The organism is Massiliimicrobium timonense, assembly GCF_002160865.1.
Taxonomy (GTDB): Bacteria; Bacillota_I; Bacilli_A; order Erysipelotrichales; family Coprobacillaceae; genus Allocoprobacillus.
In genome coordinates this window covers 24,955-43,565 of record NZ_NFLJ01000026.1, presented here as the reverse complement: position 1 = coordinate 43,565, position 18,611 = coordinate 24,955, and the positions used below count along the sequence as shown (strand labels likewise).

Below are 18,611 nucleotides of genomic sequence, written 5' to 3'. Positions count from 1 at the left end.
TTATGAACATAATGAGAACATTCCAAAATTTTATATTCTCCATTTTGCTTACTATTTATATAATCAATAATAAAGTTTCTCCATTGTTCTTTTGCATATCCTGTCCCATCTCCATTAGATATAAAAAATAACATAGGTACATTAGTAATATCAATACTTTCTATTTTTTTAGCATTTTCTTTTATCTGTTTTGTTTCATTTAGCATTGAAGTTGTTGCTGTTCTTCTATAAAAAACAATTCTATACAACTTTTTTTCTTCATCTGTTAAATTTCCATCTTTAATTGCAGAAGAAGAATTAACAATAGATGGTATAAATCTAGTAAGTCCTATATCTGCTCCAAATTTAGCTAAAGAAAGGAGCATATTATTTATTTTCATATTCTCGTATGCTTTAGGAACTGATGGATCTAATCCCACTATTCCTTTTATTTCATCTGGATATTTATTTGCCCAATATAATGCTTCAATTCCAGACATAGAATGAGGAAATAAAATATATCTATTGTTTTTTATACCTGCTTTATTCAATGATTCTCTTGTTTCAAATAAAATTGTATCTATATCTCTATCAATATCACTTATATCACTAAAACCATAACCTGCTTTTTCTACTACTGCTATTTGATAATCATTTTCAAATAATGAATATAGTGTTTTAAAATCAAGTGTAGGTGAACAAGTTCCTCCTCCAGACATAAATACTAATGTTGTATCACTATTGGAATTTCCACTTACATAAACATTTATATTATGATTATTAACTTCAACAATTTTACCAGTTGTTTTAAAAAATTTATCTTCTTTTTTTAATTTTATTTTATGATTAACGAAACTTATTATCATCAACAATACTATAAGGAAAATAATAACTTCAATTATAATTATACTAATTTTTAAAAATTTATTCATAGATTATCTCACTTTCAAATTAGGATTTACTTATATTTATTCCTATAAAAGTGTCAATATATATCCGTCTATCAGAGCAATTAGCAGATACATAATAAAGGCTCTGATAAACGCTTCTATATGCTTTTTCGGATTTTGATACAATTCCTTTTCTGGTATTTTTCTTAAACGAACACGCTTTGTATTCCGCCACCATAAAAGGTCTACAATAAATAAGTCAAAGATATTCAATCCCTGTCCTATAATACATAAACAAAGAAAATTATGTGTGAAGCCATTTTCTTTGATAAACAACCCTAATATAAATAGTACGAACAGAAATAACAGAAAATTGGATATAAATGTAACCACTTTATTGCTTTCCTTAAATTTTCCTTGATATTCTGCAATACTCTTTATTCGATTTTGCACTTCATCTGGATAAGATGAATAGCTTTTTAAATTTTTGTTATCTGTACCTGTTCCCCAAAAACATATTAGAAAAAACGCGATACATAAAATTACGGTTTCGATTATTATAATCATTCTGTTTCACTCCAAATTCTAATTTATTGGACATAATCATTTACTATTCTCTTATTTTCAAATGATAACAGGACACTAAATATTATTTCTATCAGTATCATCATTATTGCAAGAGTATAATTAGCAAAATTTAAACCAACTATCAAAGATAATATTGGAATAATTATTGACAATACCATATATGTTTTTGAATTATATAACCAACTGTATGGCAATAAATGTGCTCCGAATATCATAGCAATAACCATTAGCATTTTATCCGGCAATGTAGGATAAATCCACATTGCTATTAAAAGATATATCATTTGATTTGCAGAAAATAGTATTCCTAAGTAGTTTAATGGATTACTTTTATCTTGAAATTGTATTTTTAATATTTTAGAAATTAAAAAAGCTATAGGTAATAATGGTGCAGTGCAACAAAATGTCAATAGATTTTTTGTTAATATAGGTAAATCTGTTAATTGTACGATTAAAACCATAATCCATATTACTACTGATGCAATGATAAAATGAATACCTTTCTTTTGCTTTTGGGCACAATCTTTTTTCAAATCTTTCAAGTTCATTTTTTAGCTCTCCTCAATAAATTCAAATTTACTTAACAATATGTGCTGTAATAATTGTATAACTATATGAATTGATAGTGATTTTGATATTTCCAACTTCACAATACCAATTTTTACCTTGTTTGTATATGTTACACTTTTTATCCAACACCTTATCTTTACAATACTCAACAACATCATCTGTATCTATCTTTAGATTTCTTTTGATTCTATAAACTCCCATTTCAGTTATATGAATTTTATCAATATTATCAAGTAATATCTTTTTTAATATCTTTTTATCTTCCATTCTTTCTTCTCCTTAAATTATTTACCAAACTTATTGATATAATCTGCTACAACTTTTTTAATTGGTGGAGATATTTGATTGATATCAATTTCTTTTGGATCATAAAAACGTAATTCATCCATCTCTCCATCATTTGAATTTGGATTTCCCGTCCACTTTCTACACAGATATACTATTTCAAAATTAGATACTTCGTCACCATTAGGATAAATATAATGAGCTTCAGGTCCAGAGTTTACACAGAAAAATTCCAATTCTTTGGCTATGATACCCATTTCTTCAAATAGTTCTCTTTTTGCACAATCCTCAACATATTCATCAATTTCAACCGAACCGCCGGAATAACCAAGCATATGATTGTCATTTCTTCTTCCAAGTAATATTTTTCCATTATCATCTACACATATTATACTGGCTGCACATTGAATGATTGTCCTATGTCCAACAAATTTTCGCATTTCTTTCATATATCCAGTCATATGATTCTCCTCTCCTTAAATTCTTTTTTACTCTTACCCAGCTATATGAGCATTTATAATCTCTCCACTTGAATCAACATCTATTTCAATAACATGTCCCCAGAACATATCATCATCATTGTAAAACAAAGATAAACTTCCATTTGAGCTCACCATTATTTCGCTCATTTCCATACGTTTCATAAATATTTCTTTTGTGATTTCTTCTGTATCAATTTCATCCGATGCTTCCATCCAGTCATTTGCCAGTTCTGTAAGTTCTTCTGCGGCATATTCACGATACCTTGCATCATTTTCCACAATATTATCTACAACTCTTTTTAATACCTTCATTGCCTGTTTGGCTGTATCTCCATCCTCCTCATCGGTTTCTAAATAGACATTGGCTTCTACTCCATTCCAATTGACAATTCCTTCAAACCATGAAAATTCTCTATCTAAGGCAAAAGAACCTAATTCATTTTCTATAGAAACTGGCTTAGCATAATATGCTTTCAAAGCTTCTAATTTTTTATTTGATGCATTTTCTTCAAGCATATTGATAAGCATATATCTATTGTTCATATATGGTGTCTGATCTTGTGGTATACATTTTCTAACAGTAATACGATAAATGCCCAATTGTTTAAATTCATATCCCCATCCTTGACGATTATTGTCATTTTTGATAAGCCATTCAAGACGACCTTTCTCATGAGAGAACTGACCTGTACGCAAATCTATGGACGCAAGAAAATCAACAAATGGTTTCAACATATCTTCTATATTTGCTGCTCCTTTACAAGATGATCGAACTAAAATAAGCATTTCATATTCTTCTGTTTCAAAGTCTTTTTCAAAATTTGTTTGTACTGACATCATTCATTCCACCTTTTCTTGATTGTTTACAAAACCAATATTCCTATTTCATTTTGATTTATTTGTAAACAGAATAGAGATAATGAAGCATCTTACCATTATAATATTGTGTCATAAATTCATCTTCTTTTTTCATTCCCATACTTTTGGCGACTTTCATAGAAGCATAATTATCTGATTTTATAATAGAATAAACTTTATCCCTGTTTAATTGTTCAAAAGCATACTTTTTACATCCATTGGCTGCTTCACTTGCATATCCATAATGCCAAAACCTTTCTTTTAATAAATAACCAATTTCTAACACTTCAGTATCTTTATAAGGCTGCATAGTCAAACCAGCCTGTCCTATCATTTCATCTGTATTCTTTAATATAACTGCCCATAATCCAAAACCATATTTTTCATATCTTGTTATTTGCCTATCAAGCCATTCCTGTACATCATTATCTGAAAAATCATGCTCATAAGCATACATCACTCTAGGGTTCTGTAAAATTTCAGCTAAATCTTCAAAATCACTTTGATTCATCTCTCTTAAATATAGACGCTCTGTTTCTAATATCATGCTTTATTCTATCTCCTCAAATAAACAACATTCTACTTTTTAAAATTTTCTATAAATCCAGATATAGCAGATATAAGCCAACCTAGACCAATAATAATGAAGGCAATTTTCTACCTAATCCATTATCCAAAACAAAGATACAAGTATATAAAACAAACTTGCAGGTTATTCATTGCTTTTCACTTCAATATCTTAGACATTGTTTATTTCTTTTTTGAGCAGTAACTCCTAGTTTGATATATAATCTCATTTCACTTAGATAACTGCTCTCAAATAAATTCTAAATCATTTTTATTAATCCATCACAACTAAGATTTATCTTTTTTGATTAAAACTCCTATAAGTAAGCCAAGCCCTGATCCTATACTTATTCCAAAACATATACATATAGGAATATTGTTAATAAACATCCCTATATTGACTCCTAATGATACACCAATACACATTCCTATTGACATTCCCTCTAACATATATGTTTTTATTTCATCTTTATTTTTCATAATTGACCTCTTTTCATTCTATTGCTTTTTCTAACTTTTCTTTCATTGGTGTCAAAAAAGGACGTGTCGGTTCTAAAACTTTCATGTTTCTTAGTAAGACCATAGCCATACTTTGATCTTTTTCAACAAAGTCATTCACAGCACACCATAATTTTTTTTGACAATCTTCTTGTCTATAATCTGAAAGTGAAATCAATGCATAACAATAAAAATAAGCAACAATATCAAAATCTAAACAATGTCTTTTTTGATTATATTGAGGAATATTGTTTTCTAAAAACTGAAGAACTGTATCAACTGTGTGGGGTTTTTTAGAAAAAGGAATCATTCTCTCATATTCTTTTTTTGTTATGGGAGCATGTGTCAGGGTTGATAGTTTACTACATAACTGCCATATTTCTTCTGGAGATGCTCCAACTTCTTTGGCTGCTTCCATTAAAGGCAAAGTACTTTTAGCTACCCAAATATTTTCTCCTTGAAACTTTGGACCACTTATAACAAATGTTTTATGATTTTTAATACAATCTTGAAGATAAGCCTTTTGCTTTTCTTGATAATCTCTTAATTCATCAATTGAAGGTATTTTCTTTCTAGCCATATTTTTACTCCTATATCTCATATTATATCAACAGAAGATCAGCTATTCAATGGAATTGAAACATGAGTACCATATCAAAAAAGGGAACATTTCTGTTCCCTACATATCAATTTGAATATGACTTCCTACTCTTTCTTTTACCTTTTCTTGCATACGTTCTTTTGAAATTGTTATACCATTATATCCTTGCAAAGCATGTTTTTTAGCTAAATCATTTGTGTAATCTTTTAATCTATAAACAGTAAATCTTTCTCTGGTATCTTCCACATTTTGAGGATCAGAAGCTTCATAATGATTCATTAAAGGTGTCAAACAGACATTTTCAATCTTCCATGCACTTCCATCTTTACGAAAATCACAAGATAACATGCCACCTAATTGTGTTTCTTCTTCTAACATACCACTAATAAAATTACCTAAACTGTAAGCAACAAGTGTTTGATGTCCATCTTTTTCCTTCAATCCACTCTACCGGTTCTAAAGTATGTGTATGTGTTCCTAACACAATATCCACACCTAAATCAGCTAATAATTTTGCATTTTTCTTTTGAAAAGGTTGAGGTTCTGTATCATTTTCTATACCCCAATGACAAGAAACAATAATGATGTCACTGATTTCTCTGGCGTTTTCTACATCTTTTTTCATTTGTTCTTCATTAAAATCATGAATACAATAATCTGGATAATCTTCTGTTGTATTTAACATCTGATTATAAGTTAAAAAAGCAATACGCAATCCATTCTTTTTCACAACTTGAATACGTTCATCTTTTGATTGATATAAACCAATATAAGTCATGTCCTGATATTGCTGAAAAACTTGAATAGAATGTTGAACTCCTTTATATCCCATATCTAAAGCATGATTTGTAGAACCATTCACAACATCAAAACCCACATCATGTAAATTCTTTGCCATTTCATCAGGTGTATTAAAATAAGGATAACCCGAAGGTGTTCCACCACCTAAGATTGTTTCCTGATTCACAAAAGCAATATCAGCCTTTTCAATATAGGGTTTGATATTTGTATAGTAAGGTGAAAAATCATATCCATTTTCTGTTTTCGCTTCATCCAACAATCTTTGATGCATTAAATTATCACCAACTGCAACAAATGAAACAATATCTTCTTTCACTTCAGTTTTCGTTTTCTTTTCTGGTACAGACTTTTGACAGCCATATATAATCATAGCCATTACAACAAAAACAAGAATCTTTTTCATTTATTTTGTAGTACTCCCAAATCCACCATTACGTATTTCACTGGCATCATCATCTTCCACAATCCCATACTGCATAAAGATTCCTTGAGCAACACCCTGTCCAGCTAAAACTTCTACTGTTTTGTTTTCATTTGTATCATTTGTCATCTTAATAAAGATATGTCCTTCATTATCAGAATAAAAATAATCACTATCAATGACACCCACTGTATTATTTAATTGTAAACGATACTTAAATCCTAGTCCACTTCTTGGATAAATCATTAAAACCCATCTTTCATTCATTTCACAACGAATTCCCGTAGGAATCTTGATTGTTTCTTGAGGTTTCAAACAAATATCTACTGGTGTATAAAAATCATATCCAGCTGAGCCTTTTGTCGCACGTTTTGGTAGCTGAATAGATTCATAGATGTTTTGAATCTGTTCCCTAGAAGCATTTGGATCATAATCCAAATAAGCTTCCTCAAATTGTTGATAAGATACTTTATAAAATTTTGCTGTTGTCATATGTATTCTCCTTAACCTTCATAATATTCTTCTAGTGTTATATTTTCATTATGCAACTTGGTTGCTAAATCAACGCCGACATAACGAATATGCCACGGTTCATAACTATAACCCGTGATACGCACTTTATCTTGAGGATAACGTAATATAAAACCATATTTATAGGCATCGCTTTCGATAAACTTTCCTAATGCACTATCAGCAACCTTTTCACTTAAACGATCACCTTCGGTTGTATAAGATATATCTACACAAAGTCCCAATTCATGTTCACTGCGACGAGGATAGGCATTATACTGAATCGCATGTTCTTCGCCAAAAACTTTCACTGAATTATCCCAGTAAAGCTGTTGTGTTTCAGGTTCACGATAACCAGAAATCGTATAAATGGCTATCCCTTTAGCTTTAGCTGCCTGATAAAATTTGGTATAAGCCTCGTTAGCTTCATGACGTAGCTGTTGATGACAATCAATGACATCTTCTAAGTCATCTGGTTTCCAGCCTTTTGGTATTTCATGTAATTTGTTGACAAGAACAGTTACATCATCTGGATTTTCTACGATATCTGCCTGAGCAGTAATAGGATTAATCAAATCTCCCACATATTCTACAACATCGACAATCAAATCTTTCTGACTTTGATTTCCAGCCTGATCAGTGACTTTATAATGAACAGTCTTCTTTCCAACGCTAGATGTATCAATTTCGTTATAACTGATGTGGTCTGTCACATCCCCATCTTGACGATCATAAGCCTTTTCAACATACTGCAAATAATCAAAAGATGTATTCAAAGCAATCTGTACTCTAGATTTATTAAGTAATAATACTGGTGCTTCCTGATCTTTTTCTTGACAACCAGTCAAAATCAAAAAAACAGTGATAAATCCAATTATTTTTCTCATAACAACCTCCATGAAATATCTCTCATAATGTCACTATACCCTCATTTGGCTATCATTATAAACCAATCTTACAAAAATGTCCTTAATATTTTATAAAATAATTCAATTTGACATTATTTACACAAATTCCTATAATATCTTTATGATAAAGACGAGGAGATGAACTTATGCAATATAGTATTGTTTTTTCAAGTCCTACGGGAAATACAGAAATGTTAGCTCAAGCTATTCAAAATCATTTAGATGGTGAATGTTGTTATTATGGGAAAGCTGCTCAAGCTCCTTTAACTGCAGATTATATCTTTGTTGGATTCTGGACGGATAAAGGAACATGTGATGAATCGATTCAAGATTATTTGAAACAACTTCATCATCAAAAAATCTTTTTATTTGGAACTGCTGGTTTTGGTGGTAGTCAAGAATATTTTGATAGTATTTTGAAACGTGTACAAACAAACATTGCTGATGATAATCAAATTGTTGGGCAATTTATGTGTCAAGGAAAAATGCCTATGAGTGTCAGACAACGTTATGAGCAAATGGCTCAAAAACAACCAGACAGATTTTTACCTATGATTGACAATTTTGATAAAGCTTTATCACACCCCAATGAACAAGATTTACAATCACTCATTCAACAACTAGATATGATTTCATAAAACATCATAGTCCTCTATGATGTTTTTCATAACAAATATTTTATGTATTTTTTACATTCTTTTGCTATTTTTGTGGTAAGATATACACGTTAGGAGGGGGAATATATGCCAGCCATATATACACATTACTGTTTTGGGGAAGAAATGAAAAAAGTCTATCCTCCCCATCTACAAAAAATTATTCAAGAACATCTTGATCTTTATGAAATAGGTTTGCATGGTCCGGATATTTTTTTCTATTATCAGATTTATCATCATAACGAGATGAACCGTTGGGGAAGTACCATGCATCAAATGAAAGCTTACGATTTCTTTGAAAGTTCACGTCATGTAATTTTAGAAAAAAGTCATAAGGAAGCCAAAATAGCTTATATGCTAGGATTTATTGCTCATTTTGCTTTAGATGATGCATGTCATAGTTATATTGAAAAAAAGATAGACGTATCTCATGTTTCACATTCACTCATTGAATGTGAAATGGATAAATACTTATTAATCAAGAACCATCAAAAACCACTCTACACAGATTTAACAAAACATTTAAATCCTACAATGGAAAATGCTAAAGTCATTCAATCATTTTTTCCACAATTTACAAATCAACAAATCTTATCTACACTTCAGTCTATGAAAACATATAATCGTTTTCTAGCAAGTCATCAGCCATTGATAAGAGCTTTGGTTAAAACTTTCCTATTTATTTCTGGAAAATATAAAGGTTATCGTGGATTATTAATGGATCAAAAAGATCATCCTGTTTGTCATGATAGTAACTTACGTTTAGAAAAACTCATGAAAAAAGCTATTCCTCATTGTGCTATGCTCAGTGAAAACTATTATGCTTTTTTAACAAAGAACGAAGCTTTACATCGTGACTTCCTGCACAATTATAGTGCACATGAAGGATGGCAGGATATTCTCATTTTACCATATGAAAAGGAGCAAGATTATGACATCTAAAACAACATCATTAGAAAAGAAATGGATTTTATATGATGTAGGCAACTCTGCTTTTACATTACTTGTGTCTACAATTATGCCGATTTATTTTAATTTTTTAGCTGACAATGCTCATATCTCTGAAACAAATTATTTAGCTTTCTGGGGTTATGCGACATCACTGGCTACAATTATTACAGCGATTCTCGGTCCTATTTTAGGAACAGCTTCTGATTTTAAAGGATGGAAAAAGAAACTCTTTATGATAGCCTTATTGATTGGGGCTTTAGGTTGTATTTTACTTGGTTTTACATCTTCATGGTTATGGTTTTTATGTTTATTTGTTATTGCAAAATCAGCTTATTCATTGAGTCTTGTTTTTTATGATTCTATGTTGACTGATATTACAGCACCTGAACGCATGGATAATGTATCTGCCAAAGGATATGCGTGGGGATATATTGGAAGTTGTATTCCTTTTGTAGGCAGTTTAATTCTTGTGTTATTTTATGAACAATTCCATCTCACAATGGAAACAGCTATGAGTCTTTGTTTTCTTTTGATTGCCTTATGGTGGTTATTATTGTCAGTTCCTTTAATTCTTGGATATCATCAAACATATTATTTAGAAAAAGAAAACCATTATGTTAAAGCTAGTTTTCTACGTTTAAAAAATATCTTTGTAGATTTAAAAAAGAACCCAAAAGTCTTGTTCTTTTTGATTGCTTTCTTTTTCTACATAGATGGTGTTTATACAATCATTGATATGGCAACAGCTTATGGAACAGCTTTAGGTTTGGATACAACAGGTTTATTACTTGCTTTGTTGTTAACACAAATTGTTGCTTTTCCAGCCGCTTTAATCTTTGGGAAATTAAGTTCTTCTATTGAAAATACAAAACTTATCAAAATATGTATCTTTGCTTATTTCCTTATCGCATTATATGGAATCACTCTCCAACAACAATATCAGTTCTGGATTTTAGCTGTTGGTGTAGGAATTTTTCAAGGGGCCATCCAATCACTATCACGTTCTTACTATGCAAAAATTATTCCTGCCAATCGTTCTGGTGAATATTTTGGTTTGTATGATATTTGTGGTAAAGGTGCATCTTTTATGGGAACAACTCTCGTTTCCTTTATTTCTCAAGTCACAGGTATGATGAATATTGGTGTTGGTTCATTAGCGATTATGTTTTTCATTGGTTTTGTATTCTTCAAAAAAACAGAAAAACTTCACCTTTAATTTTTAGACTCTTTATAGGAGTCTTTTTTATATATGATATAAATCTTTCCCTAATTCTTGTAAAGATTTAAAATCCAAAATCATATATTTTCCCTTATCTATTTTTTTCATATATTCCTGTTTTATAAAATATCTTAATACTCTTTGTAATTGACGATAACTACTTCCTATCATTTCAGCCACATCTATCATATTTTCATTTAACATTTTTTATGATAACAAATGCTTTGCTTATTACTTGGAAGTATCATCGGCATTTTCAATATATATCTTACAAATACTGTTAGTAAATACCTTTCTCTAACAAAGATTACTTTATTCCTTGTTTATCGCAAAATATCTTAGGATTTATATTAGATAGTCTTTTTTTCAACTTCTTTTCTATTAAAAAATTAATGGGATGCTTTTTAGCCGTTAGTGGATTATATATTTTTTTATACAATGATCATTAAAATAAACTAACTCATATTAAAAAGAGGATATAATCCTCAATAAATCAAATGTTTATAATTATGACTTTGTATCAATATGAACTGTTGCCCTATTTATACGATTTGCATATTTATCTAAAGCATATAAACTATATGCAAACTCTGGGTTACTCCCTTCCTCGACAGAATATTCCGATGCAAATTCAAATACATCATCCATATGAAAATAATTATGATTTAAATCTATTTTCTTTCGTACAGTCCATACACTTGATAAATCATTTATACTTTTCAAGGAAATTTCTGCTTTAGATTGAGATAACGATTCTCCATCATTCAATGTTTCTTTATCTAAGACTGTTGCTTGATATTGAGAAAATCCATCATGTTGTAATGTCAAATAATGTCCATCATTAGAAAAACATACGCTTGTCTTCAAAGTATAATAATCTTTATATAAGTCTGTTTCATTGGTATCTTTATATAATCCATAACCCGTATAAATATATGTACCTGTTAAATGATTTGATGAATCAAGAAAATAATATTTATACAAACGAGGCTGATATACATAATTTGTCTGTACTGGTGCTGTTTCACTTATGAAATCTAAACATGGAATAAGATAGTTTTCTATTGGTAATGCCTTCCCTTGAATATGAACTATTTGAACATTTTCTTTTAAACTCTTATTTTCTGTATATTTCAAGACAGAAAATTCACCATGCATGTCAACAAGGTTCTTTGATATTATGCTTCCGTCATCCATTGCGTATATAGGCATGTCATTTTGAAAAGATACATCTAATTCATTAGAAATTTTTTCTATAGAACTTGGTCCAACAAAAAGAATAAAATGTTCCTTAATATAATCTTGAATGAACTTTTTAACTTCCATATTGGAAATCAACTTGTTATCAACAGCAACGATATCTTGATTATCGAAATGATATGAATTTAAATCAGAGGGATTTAGTATCTTTATTTCAAAATTTTTATATTTTTGATTAACAGAATAAATATCATCAAAATCTAATTTTTGATAAGAAATAAATACTAATTTCCCTGTTTGAGAAGACACTTCTTGATGAGTACGATTATAAGATTGATGCTCAATCACCATAATACATACAATTATGACCAATAATGAAATAAGGACTTTTAAAAAACGTGATTTCATTTAAAATTCCTCCTTAACATATCACTCCAATTTTAAACTTTTCCTACTTATATAGTATATTTTTTATTTCATATTATCAAGATAATTAAACAGGATGCCATAACTATAGCATCCTTCTTTTCTTTTATTAAATTTTTGTAATATCAATAAGTGATGTATTTCCTTGATGTCTTTTTTCAAGACAATTGATTAATGCCTGTGCTGTATCTAATGATGTATAAATAGGAATACCAGCTTCTACTGCAAAACGACGAATCATAAATCCATCTTTTAAATTATTGTTTCTTGTTGGTATATCAATAATTAAATCAACTGTATCTGTCAACATTAAATCAAAGATTGTATTTTTCTTATCTGCAATGTAATTCACCAAATGTGCTGGAACACCATGTTCGATTAAATATGTGAATGTTCCAATTGTTGCATAGATATCATAACCAAACTTATGATATTGTTTTGCAATTGGTAAGAATTCATCTTTAGCACTATCTTTAATAGTACAGATAATATTCTTTTTCTTAGGTAAATCAATACCTGTCGCAATGAATGCTTTATATATCGCTTCATCAAAGTCTTTAGACACACCTAAAACTTCACCTGTAGATTTCATTTCTGGTCCTAAGCTAATTTCAGCACCAGTAATCTTTTCAAAAGAGAAGACTGGCATTTTAATTGCCACTGTTTCTTTTTCCTTAGCCAATCCATATTCATAACCTTGTTCCTTGATTGTTTTTCCCATAATGACATGTGTAGCCACATCTACTACTGGAATATCAGTCACTTTTGAAATATAAGGAATAGTACGTGAAGAACGTGGATTCACTTCAATGACATATACCTGATCTTCATAAACAATAAATTGAATATTAATTAAACCAATGACATGTAGCGCTTTTGCTAGTCTTTGTGTATAATCCACAATCACATCTTTAATTTCCTGTTTAATCTTTTGTGGTGGATATACTGAGATACTATCTCCACTATGCACTCCTGCACGTTCTACGTGTTCCATGATACCTGGAATCAATACACCATGTTCATCACAGATAGCATCGACTTCAACTTCTTTACCAGATAAATATTTATCAATCAAGATAGGATGTTCCTGATATTGACGATTAATGATTTCCATGAATTTCTTGATATCACCATCATTTAAAGCAATTTCCATTCCAGCTCCACCTAATACATAAGAAGGTCTGACAAGCACTGGATATCCTAAACGATTAGCAACCTCTAAAGCTTCTTCTGTTGTAAAAACTGTTGAACCTCTTGGACGATCTATATCACAACGCTGTAAGATTTCATCAAATCTTTCACGATCTTCAGCAGCATCGACATTATCAGCTGATGTTCCTAAAATAGGAACTCCCATTTCCATTAAGGCTTTTGTAAGCTTGATGGCTGTTTGTCCACCAAATTGTACAATGGCTCCGTCTGGTTTTTCTAAACGTACAATACTTTCGACATCTTCAGGTGTTAATGGTTCAAAGTATAAACGATCAGCAATATCAAAGTCTGTAGACACTGTTTCTGGGTTGTTGTTGACGATGATTGTATCATATCCTGCTTCTTTTAAAGCCCAGACACAATGAACAGAACAGTAATCAAACTCTATCCCTTGTCCAATACGGATTGGTCCTGAACCTAAAACCATGATTTTCTTTTTATCATCACGAGGATCAACTTCATTATGTTCTCCATATACAGAATAATAATAAGGTGTTGTTGCATCAAATTCAGCTGCACATGTATCTACTGTTTTATAAACAGCTTCAATATGATGATCTAATCTCATTTGATGAATATCTTGCGTTGTATGATTTGTATACTTAGCAATAATTTGATCAGGGAATTCTAATCTTTTCGCAAGTTTTAATAATTCAACAGTCAGTGGTTCTGTTTTTAATTGTTGTTCGACTTCTGTTAAATGTTTGATTTTATCAATAAACCAGCAATCAATACGTGTTATATCATGAATTTCCTGTTCACTCATTCCCTGTCTTAAAGCTTCTGCCACTACAAAGATACGATGATCATCAACATCTTTTAATTTCACTCTTAATTCATCTAATGATAAACCATCAACTTCAGGAATATGTAAATCATAAACATTTTGTTCTAAGGAACGTAAAGCTTTCATAAAAGCCCCTTCAAAATTATGAGCAATACTCATGACTTCTCCTGTTGCTTTCATTTGTGTTCCTAGTTTTCTAGATGCCCCAACAAATTTATCGAATGGCCATTTTGGAATCTTACAAACAATATAATCTAACGTCGGTTCATAAGAAGCATATGTTTTTCCAGTAACTGCATTTTTAATTTCATCCAATGTATAACCTAAAGCAATTTTCGCTGCCAGTTTGGCGATTGGATAACCTGTTGCTTTTGAAGCTAAAGCTGAAGAACGCGAAACACGTGGATTAACTTCAATGACACAATATTCAAAACTATCTGGATTTAAAGCATACTGCACATTACATCCACCTTGAATATTTAAGGCTGTAATAATATTTAAAGCCGAACTTCTTAACATCTGATATTCTTTATCAGATAAAGTTTGACTTGGTGCCACAACAATACTATCTCCCGTATGTACACCAACTGGATCTAAATTTTCCATATTACATACTGTAATACAGTTGCCATGTCCATCACGCATCACTTCATATTCAATTTCTTTCCATCCGGCAATACTTTTTTCAATGAGGCACTGACTCACACGTGATAAACGTAATCCATTAGAACAGATATGATGAAGTTCTTCTTCATTATTGGCAATTCCGCCACCTGTTCCTCCTAATGTATATGCTGGTCTAACAACAACTGGATAACCAATTTTATTTGCAAACTCAATGGCTTCATCTACATGATTTACAACAATTGATGCTGCACATGGTTCTCCAATCTTTTCCATTAATGTTTTAAACTCTAAGCGATCTTCAGCCAGTTTGATTGTATCTGTTGAAGTTCCAATAGTACGCACATGATGTTTGTCTAAAAATCCTTCATCAGCTAAAGCCATCGCAATATTTAAAGCATTTTGTCCCCCAAGTGTCGGTAAAATGCTATCTGGTTTTTCAACTTCAATTAAATGTTTCACAACTGGTACAGTTAATGGTTCTATATAAACCTTATCAGCAATATCTTTATCTGTCATGATTGTGGCTGGGTTAGAATTAATAAGGACAACTTCTATTCCTTCTTCTTTCAAGGCTCTACAAGCCTGTGTTCCAGCATAGTCAAACTCTGCTGCCTGCCCAATGATAATTGGTCCAGATCCAATCACTAATACTTTTTGAATATCATGATTTCTAGGCATTTTGATTTCCTCCCATCATTTTGATAAATTCGTCAAATAAATATGATGTATCTAATGGTCCAGCACATGCTTCTGGATGGAACTGCACTGTTTTAATAGGTTCCTGTAAATATTCAATGCCTTCCAATGTTCCATCATTGACGTTCTGGAACCATATTTTTGCCACTTGGCTATCCAATGATTCTTCTTTGACAACATAATTATGATTTTGTGTTGAAATATAAACACGATTTGTTTTCAAATCCTTAACAGGGTGGTTGGCACCATGATGACCGTAAACCATCTTTTCTGTTTGAAAACCATGTGCTAAAGCCATTAACTGATGTCCTAAACAGATAGCAAAAATAGGCAAACCACTTTGACTTAAAATCTTCATATTTTCAATAATATCTACACATTCTTCAGGATCACCAGGACCATTTGAAAGCATAATTCCATCAAAGTGTCCTTCTAAAATGGTCTTTGCTGGTGTATCAGCTGGGAAAACTGTCACTTCACAATTTCTTTTGACTAGTTCTCTGGCAATATTTTGCTTTGCTCCAAAATCATATAAAGCGACTTTATATGCACCCTTTCCTAAAACATAAGGTTCACAGCATGTTGTTTGTTTCACAACACCAGAAACTTTATACTCATGAATTCGTTTTAAAACATCACTTAAATCATCATAGTGATGTGTTGTAATCAAACCATTCATACAACCTTTATTTCTGATTAACTTTGTAATATAACGTGTATCAACACCTTGAATACCTACAATATCATGCTGTTTTAAATATTCTTCTAAATCCATATTCTTTCTAAAATGACTGCCTAATCTTGCCAGTTCATTCACAACAAAACCTTCTACATATGGTTGTCTTGATTCTTGATCTTCCAAACAAACACCGTAATTTCCAATCAATGGATAAGTCATCACAACACTTTGTCCAGCATATGAAGGATCTGTTAAGACTTCCAGATATCCTGTCATAGATGTATTAAAGACAAACTCACTAATGACTTCCTTATGACCACCAAAATGTTCACCTTCAAAGACATGTCCATCTTCTAATATCAAATATGCTTTCATTGTTACCTCCTTATATCATAAAAAAACATATCCATAAAAGATATGTTTTTAGAAATATAAAAAATGAGAAAAAGATGTTCTAACAATCGTTGTATCCATAACTTGTTTTCCCACCATAATTCTCATTCCTTTCTATTTATTCTTGTATAGTATAGTCAAATTTAACATAATTATCAAGATATTTTTTCATAATTTTTTATTATCATAATTTTAAATTATTAATCATTACTCATTAATTGCTTTTTCGCCCGTTTCACGTGTACGAATTTTCATAGCATTATCAAGCTTATAAGTAAAAATCTTACCATCTCCTACTTCTCCAGTATAAGCCGCCTGACAAATCGCTTCAATTGTTTTATTCGCCCAATCTTCATTGCTGACAACAATCTCAAATTTAATTTTCGGTAACATGTTCACTTCGACTTCCTGTCCACGAACATATTCTGTATACCCATGCTGTGTGCCACATCCCATTACCTGAGAAACTGTCATACCATTCACATGAATACGAGCAAGTGCTTCTTTGACTTCTTCATATTTTTCTTCTCTCACAATCGCTTCAATTTTGATCATATTCACTGTCCTCCTAATCCAATCCATTAAAAGATGGATATGCATTTTCCTGATGTTCAGAAATATCCAATCCTTTTTGTTCTTCCTGTTTAGAAACACGAAGTGTTGTGAAACATCTGACAATGGCTATACAAATAAGCGTTCCAATAATAGCCACAGCAATCGTAACAACGATACTGATGATTTGTGCTATGAATAATTGTGTATCTCCAAAGAACAAACCATTCCATCTGGCAACATCGTTAATAGACGTTTGTGTAAACAATCCTGTCGCAATACCACCCCAGATACCGCCAATACCATGACATCCAAAAGCATCCAAAGCATCATCATAGCCTAATTTCTGTTTTACTTTAGAAATCATCAGATAACAGATAGGACTTCCAACAAGCCCAATAATGATTGATGCCCAAATAGGAACATATCCTGCTCCCGGGGTAATGGCAACAAGACCCACAACCATACCTGTTACACTTCCTACCAGTGTTGGTTTTCCACTCATCCATACATCCATACCCATCCATGACAGCATTCCAGCTGCTGCTGATAAACCTGTTGTTATAAAGGCATGAACTGCTAATTCATTAGCCTGTAAGGCACTGCCAGCATTAAAACCAAACCATCCAAACAACAGTAAACTGGCTCCCAAGACAACAAATGGAATGTTATGAACATGATATTGTACGCGTAAATAGTCTTTGCGTTTTCCTAGTACAATACATAAAACTAATGCACTGACACCAGAACTGATATGGACAACATTTCCACCAGCAAAGTCTACCGAACCAATTTTAGCCAGAAAGCCACCAAGTCCCCAGACCATGTGAGCCATTGGATAATAAACAATGACTGACCAAAGAATAATAAACAAAAACAAAGCTTTAAATTTCATACGACCAGCAACTGCCCCCGTTATTAAAGCCGGTGTAATGATTGCAAACATCATTTGAAAAATTGAAAATTCTAAATGAGGAATTGTAGAAACATAATCTGTTGTACTTCCTTCAATGCCCTGTAAACCTAACCAGCTAAAATCTCCAATAATTCCAAAATGATCATTTCCAAAAGCCAGTGAGTATCCAAATAATGCCCACATAATAGCTGCAATACCAATGACAAAAACAGATGTCATCATTGTATTAACAACATTTTTACGGCGAACAAGTCCCCCATAAAAGAAAGCAAGTCCTGGTGTCATCAGCAACACCAGAGCACTGCATATCAACATAAAACCAATATCCCCTGAATTCAT

General features: G+C 31.3%; 22 protein-coding genes. 3 read left to right on the top strand and 19 right to left on the bottom strand.

The features are described from left to right. From B5E75_RS09385 to B5E75_RS09330, 13 genes are all read right to left on the bottom strand, one after another. Window positions 1–911, bottom strand: a 911-nt coding sequence (locus B5E75_RS09385; RefSeq protein ID WP_087358656.1) for an alpha/beta hydrolase, incomplete at its 3' end; no start/stop codon positions are given. Window positions 912–953: 42 nt separating this feature from the next. Continuing rightward, window positions 954–1,436 carry an ABC transporter permease gene (locus B5E75_RS09380; protein ID WP_087297376.1) on the bottom strand — a complete coding sequence of 161 codons (483 nt, stop codon included), beginning with the start codon at window positions 1,434–1,436 and terminating at the stop codon, window positions 954–956. Between the two features lie 23 nt (window positions 1,437–1,459). Then, the gene (locus B5E75_RS09375; RefSeq protein WP_022356404.1) at window positions 1,460–2,005 is read right to left on the bottom strand and encodes a DUF7010 family protein; all 546 of its coding nucleotides are present in this window, start codon (window positions 2,003–2,005) and stop codon (window positions 1,460–1,462) included. A gap of 28 nt (window positions 2,006–2,033) precedes the next feature. Further along, complete coding sequence (locus tag B5E75_RS09370) at window positions 2,034–2,294, bottom strand: DUF3781 domain-containing protein (RefSeq protein WP_087358654.1); 261 nt, start codon at window positions 2,292–2,294, stop codon at window positions 2,034–2,036. Between the two features lie 17 nt (window positions 2,295–2,311). Beyond that, window positions 2,312–2,773, bottom strand: a complete 462-nt coding sequence (locus tag B5E75_RS09365; RefSeq protein ID WP_087358652.1) for an NUDIX hydrolase — start codon at window positions 2,771–2,773, stop codon at window positions 2,312–2,314. Window positions 2,774–2,806: 33 nt separating this feature from the next. Beyond that, window positions 2,807–3,631 carry a DUF2262 domain-containing protein gene (locus B5E75_RS09360; RefSeq protein WP_162607671.1) on the bottom strand — a complete coding sequence of 275 codons (825 nt, stop codon included), beginning with the start codon at window positions 3,629–3,631 and terminating at the stop codon, window positions 2,807–2,809. A gap of 58 nt (window positions 3,632–3,689) precedes the next feature. After that, entirely contained in the window at window positions 3,690–4,199 is a 510-nt protein-coding gene (locus tag B5E75_RS09355) for a GNAT family N-acetyltransferase (protein WP_087358648.1), read from the bottom strand. A 308-nt stretch (window positions 4,200–4,507) separates the two neighbouring features. After that, window positions 4,508–4,699: a hypothetical protein gene (locus tag B5E75_RS09350; protein ID WP_087358646.1), complete on the bottom strand. Its 192-nt coding sequence runs from the start codon at window positions 4,697–4,699 to the stop codon at window positions 4,508–4,510. Between the two features lie 13 nt (window positions 4,700–4,712). Further along, on the bottom strand, window positions 4,713–5,297 hold the full coding sequence (locus B5E75_RS09345; protein WP_087358644.1) for a hypothetical protein: 585 nt from the start codon (window positions 5,295–5,297) through the stop codon (window positions 4,713–4,715). 99 nt (window positions 5,298–5,396) lie between these two features. Further along, the gene (locus tag B5E75_RS14835; protein ID WP_241146654.1) at window positions 5,397–5,759 is read right to left on the bottom strand and encodes a hypothetical protein; all 363 of its coding nucleotides are present in this window, start codon (window positions 5,757–5,759) and stop codon (window positions 5,397–5,399) included. Then, on the bottom strand, window positions 5,710–6,522 hold the full coding sequence (locus tag B5E75_RS09340; RefSeq protein ID WP_241146653.1) for a CapA family protein: 813 nt from the start codon (window positions 6,520–6,522) through the stop codon (window positions 5,710–5,712). The genes B5E75_RS14835 and B5E75_RS09340 overlap by 50 nt, the downstream gene beginning before the upstream one ends. Then, complete coding sequence (locus tag B5E75_RS09335) at window positions 6,523–7,032, bottom strand: dUTP diphosphatase (protein WP_087358642.1); 510 nt, start codon at window positions 7,030–7,032, stop codon at window positions 6,523–6,525. It lies immediately after the preceding gene. Window positions 7,033–7,043: 11 nt separating this feature from the next. Then, a complete protein-coding gene (locus tag B5E75_RS09330) occupies window positions 7,044–7,937 on the bottom strand; it encodes a D-alanyl-D-alanine carboxypeptidase family protein (protein ID WP_087358640.1) in 894 nt (297 codons plus the stop codon). A gap of 167 nt (window positions 7,938–8,104) precedes the next feature. Here B5E75_RS09330 and bilS point away from each other — a divergent pair, with 167 nt between their 5' ends. The 3 genes from bilS (at window position 8,105) to B5E75_RS09315 (ending at window position 10,781) form a co-directional block, all read left to right on the top strand. Beyond that, window positions 8,105–8,596, top strand: coding sequence for a flavodoxin family protein BilS (bilS, locus tag B5E75_RS09325; RefSeq protein WP_087358639.1), 492 nt, complete (start codon window positions 8,105–8,107; stop codon window positions 8,594–8,596). A 105-nt stretch (window positions 8,597–8,701) separates the two neighbouring features. Continuing rightward, window positions 8,702–9,556 (top strand): hypothetical protein, encoded by an 855-nt coding sequence (locus B5E75_RS09320; protein WP_087358637.1) that lies wholly within the window; start codon window positions 8,702–8,704, stop codon window positions 9,554–9,556. Next, entirely contained in the window at window positions 9,546–10,781 is a 1,236-nt protein-coding gene (locus tag B5E75_RS09315) for an MFS transporter (RefSeq protein WP_087358635.1), read from the top strand. The genes B5E75_RS09320 and B5E75_RS09315 overlap by 11 nt, the downstream gene beginning before the upstream one ends. A gap of 27 nt (window positions 10,782–10,808) precedes the next feature. On the opposite strand, the gene B5E75_RS14615 is transcribed toward B5E75_RS09315, so the two are convergent. From B5E75_RS14615 to B5E75_RS09285, 6 genes are all read right to left on the bottom strand, one after another. Further along, the gene (locus B5E75_RS14615) at window positions 10,809–10,955 is read right to left on the bottom strand and encodes a hypothetical protein (protein WP_162607670.1); all 147 of its coding nucleotides are present in this window, start codon (window positions 10,953–10,955) and stop codon (window positions 10,809–10,811) included. A 336-nt stretch (window positions 10,956–11,291) separates the two neighbouring features. Continuing rightward, entirely contained in the window at window positions 11,292–12,392 is a 1,101-nt protein-coding gene (locus B5E75_RS09305; protein ID WP_087358631.1) for a hypothetical protein, read from the bottom strand. Window positions 12,393–12,519: 127 nt separating this feature from the next. Next, the gene (carB, locus tag B5E75_RS09300) at window positions 12,520–15,714 is read right to left on the bottom strand and encodes a carbamoyl-phosphate synthase large subunit (RefSeq protein WP_087358629.1); all 3,195 of its coding nucleotides are present in this window, start codon (window positions 15,712–15,714) and stop codon (window positions 12,520–12,522) included. Further along, complete coding sequence (locus B5E75_RS09295) at window positions 15,707–16,786, bottom strand: carbamoyl phosphate synthase small subunit (RefSeq protein ID WP_087358627.1); 1,080 nt, start codon at window positions 16,784–16,786, stop codon at window positions 15,707–15,709. The genes carB and B5E75_RS09295 overlap by 8 nt, the downstream gene beginning before the upstream one ends. 225 nt (window positions 16,787–17,011) lie before the next feature. Further along, window positions 17,012–17,359 carry a P-II family nitrogen regulator gene (locus tag B5E75_RS09290; RefSeq protein WP_206413976.1) on the bottom strand — a complete coding sequence of 116 codons (348 nt, stop codon included), beginning with the start codon at window positions 17,357–17,359 and terminating at the stop codon, window positions 17,012–17,014. A 13-nt stretch (window positions 17,360–17,372) separates the two neighbouring features. Beyond that, on the bottom strand, window positions 17,373–18,611 hold the full coding sequence (locus B5E75_RS09285) for an ammonium transporter (protein ID WP_087358623.1): 1,239 nt from the start codon (window positions 18,609–18,611) through the stop codon (window positions 17,373–17,375).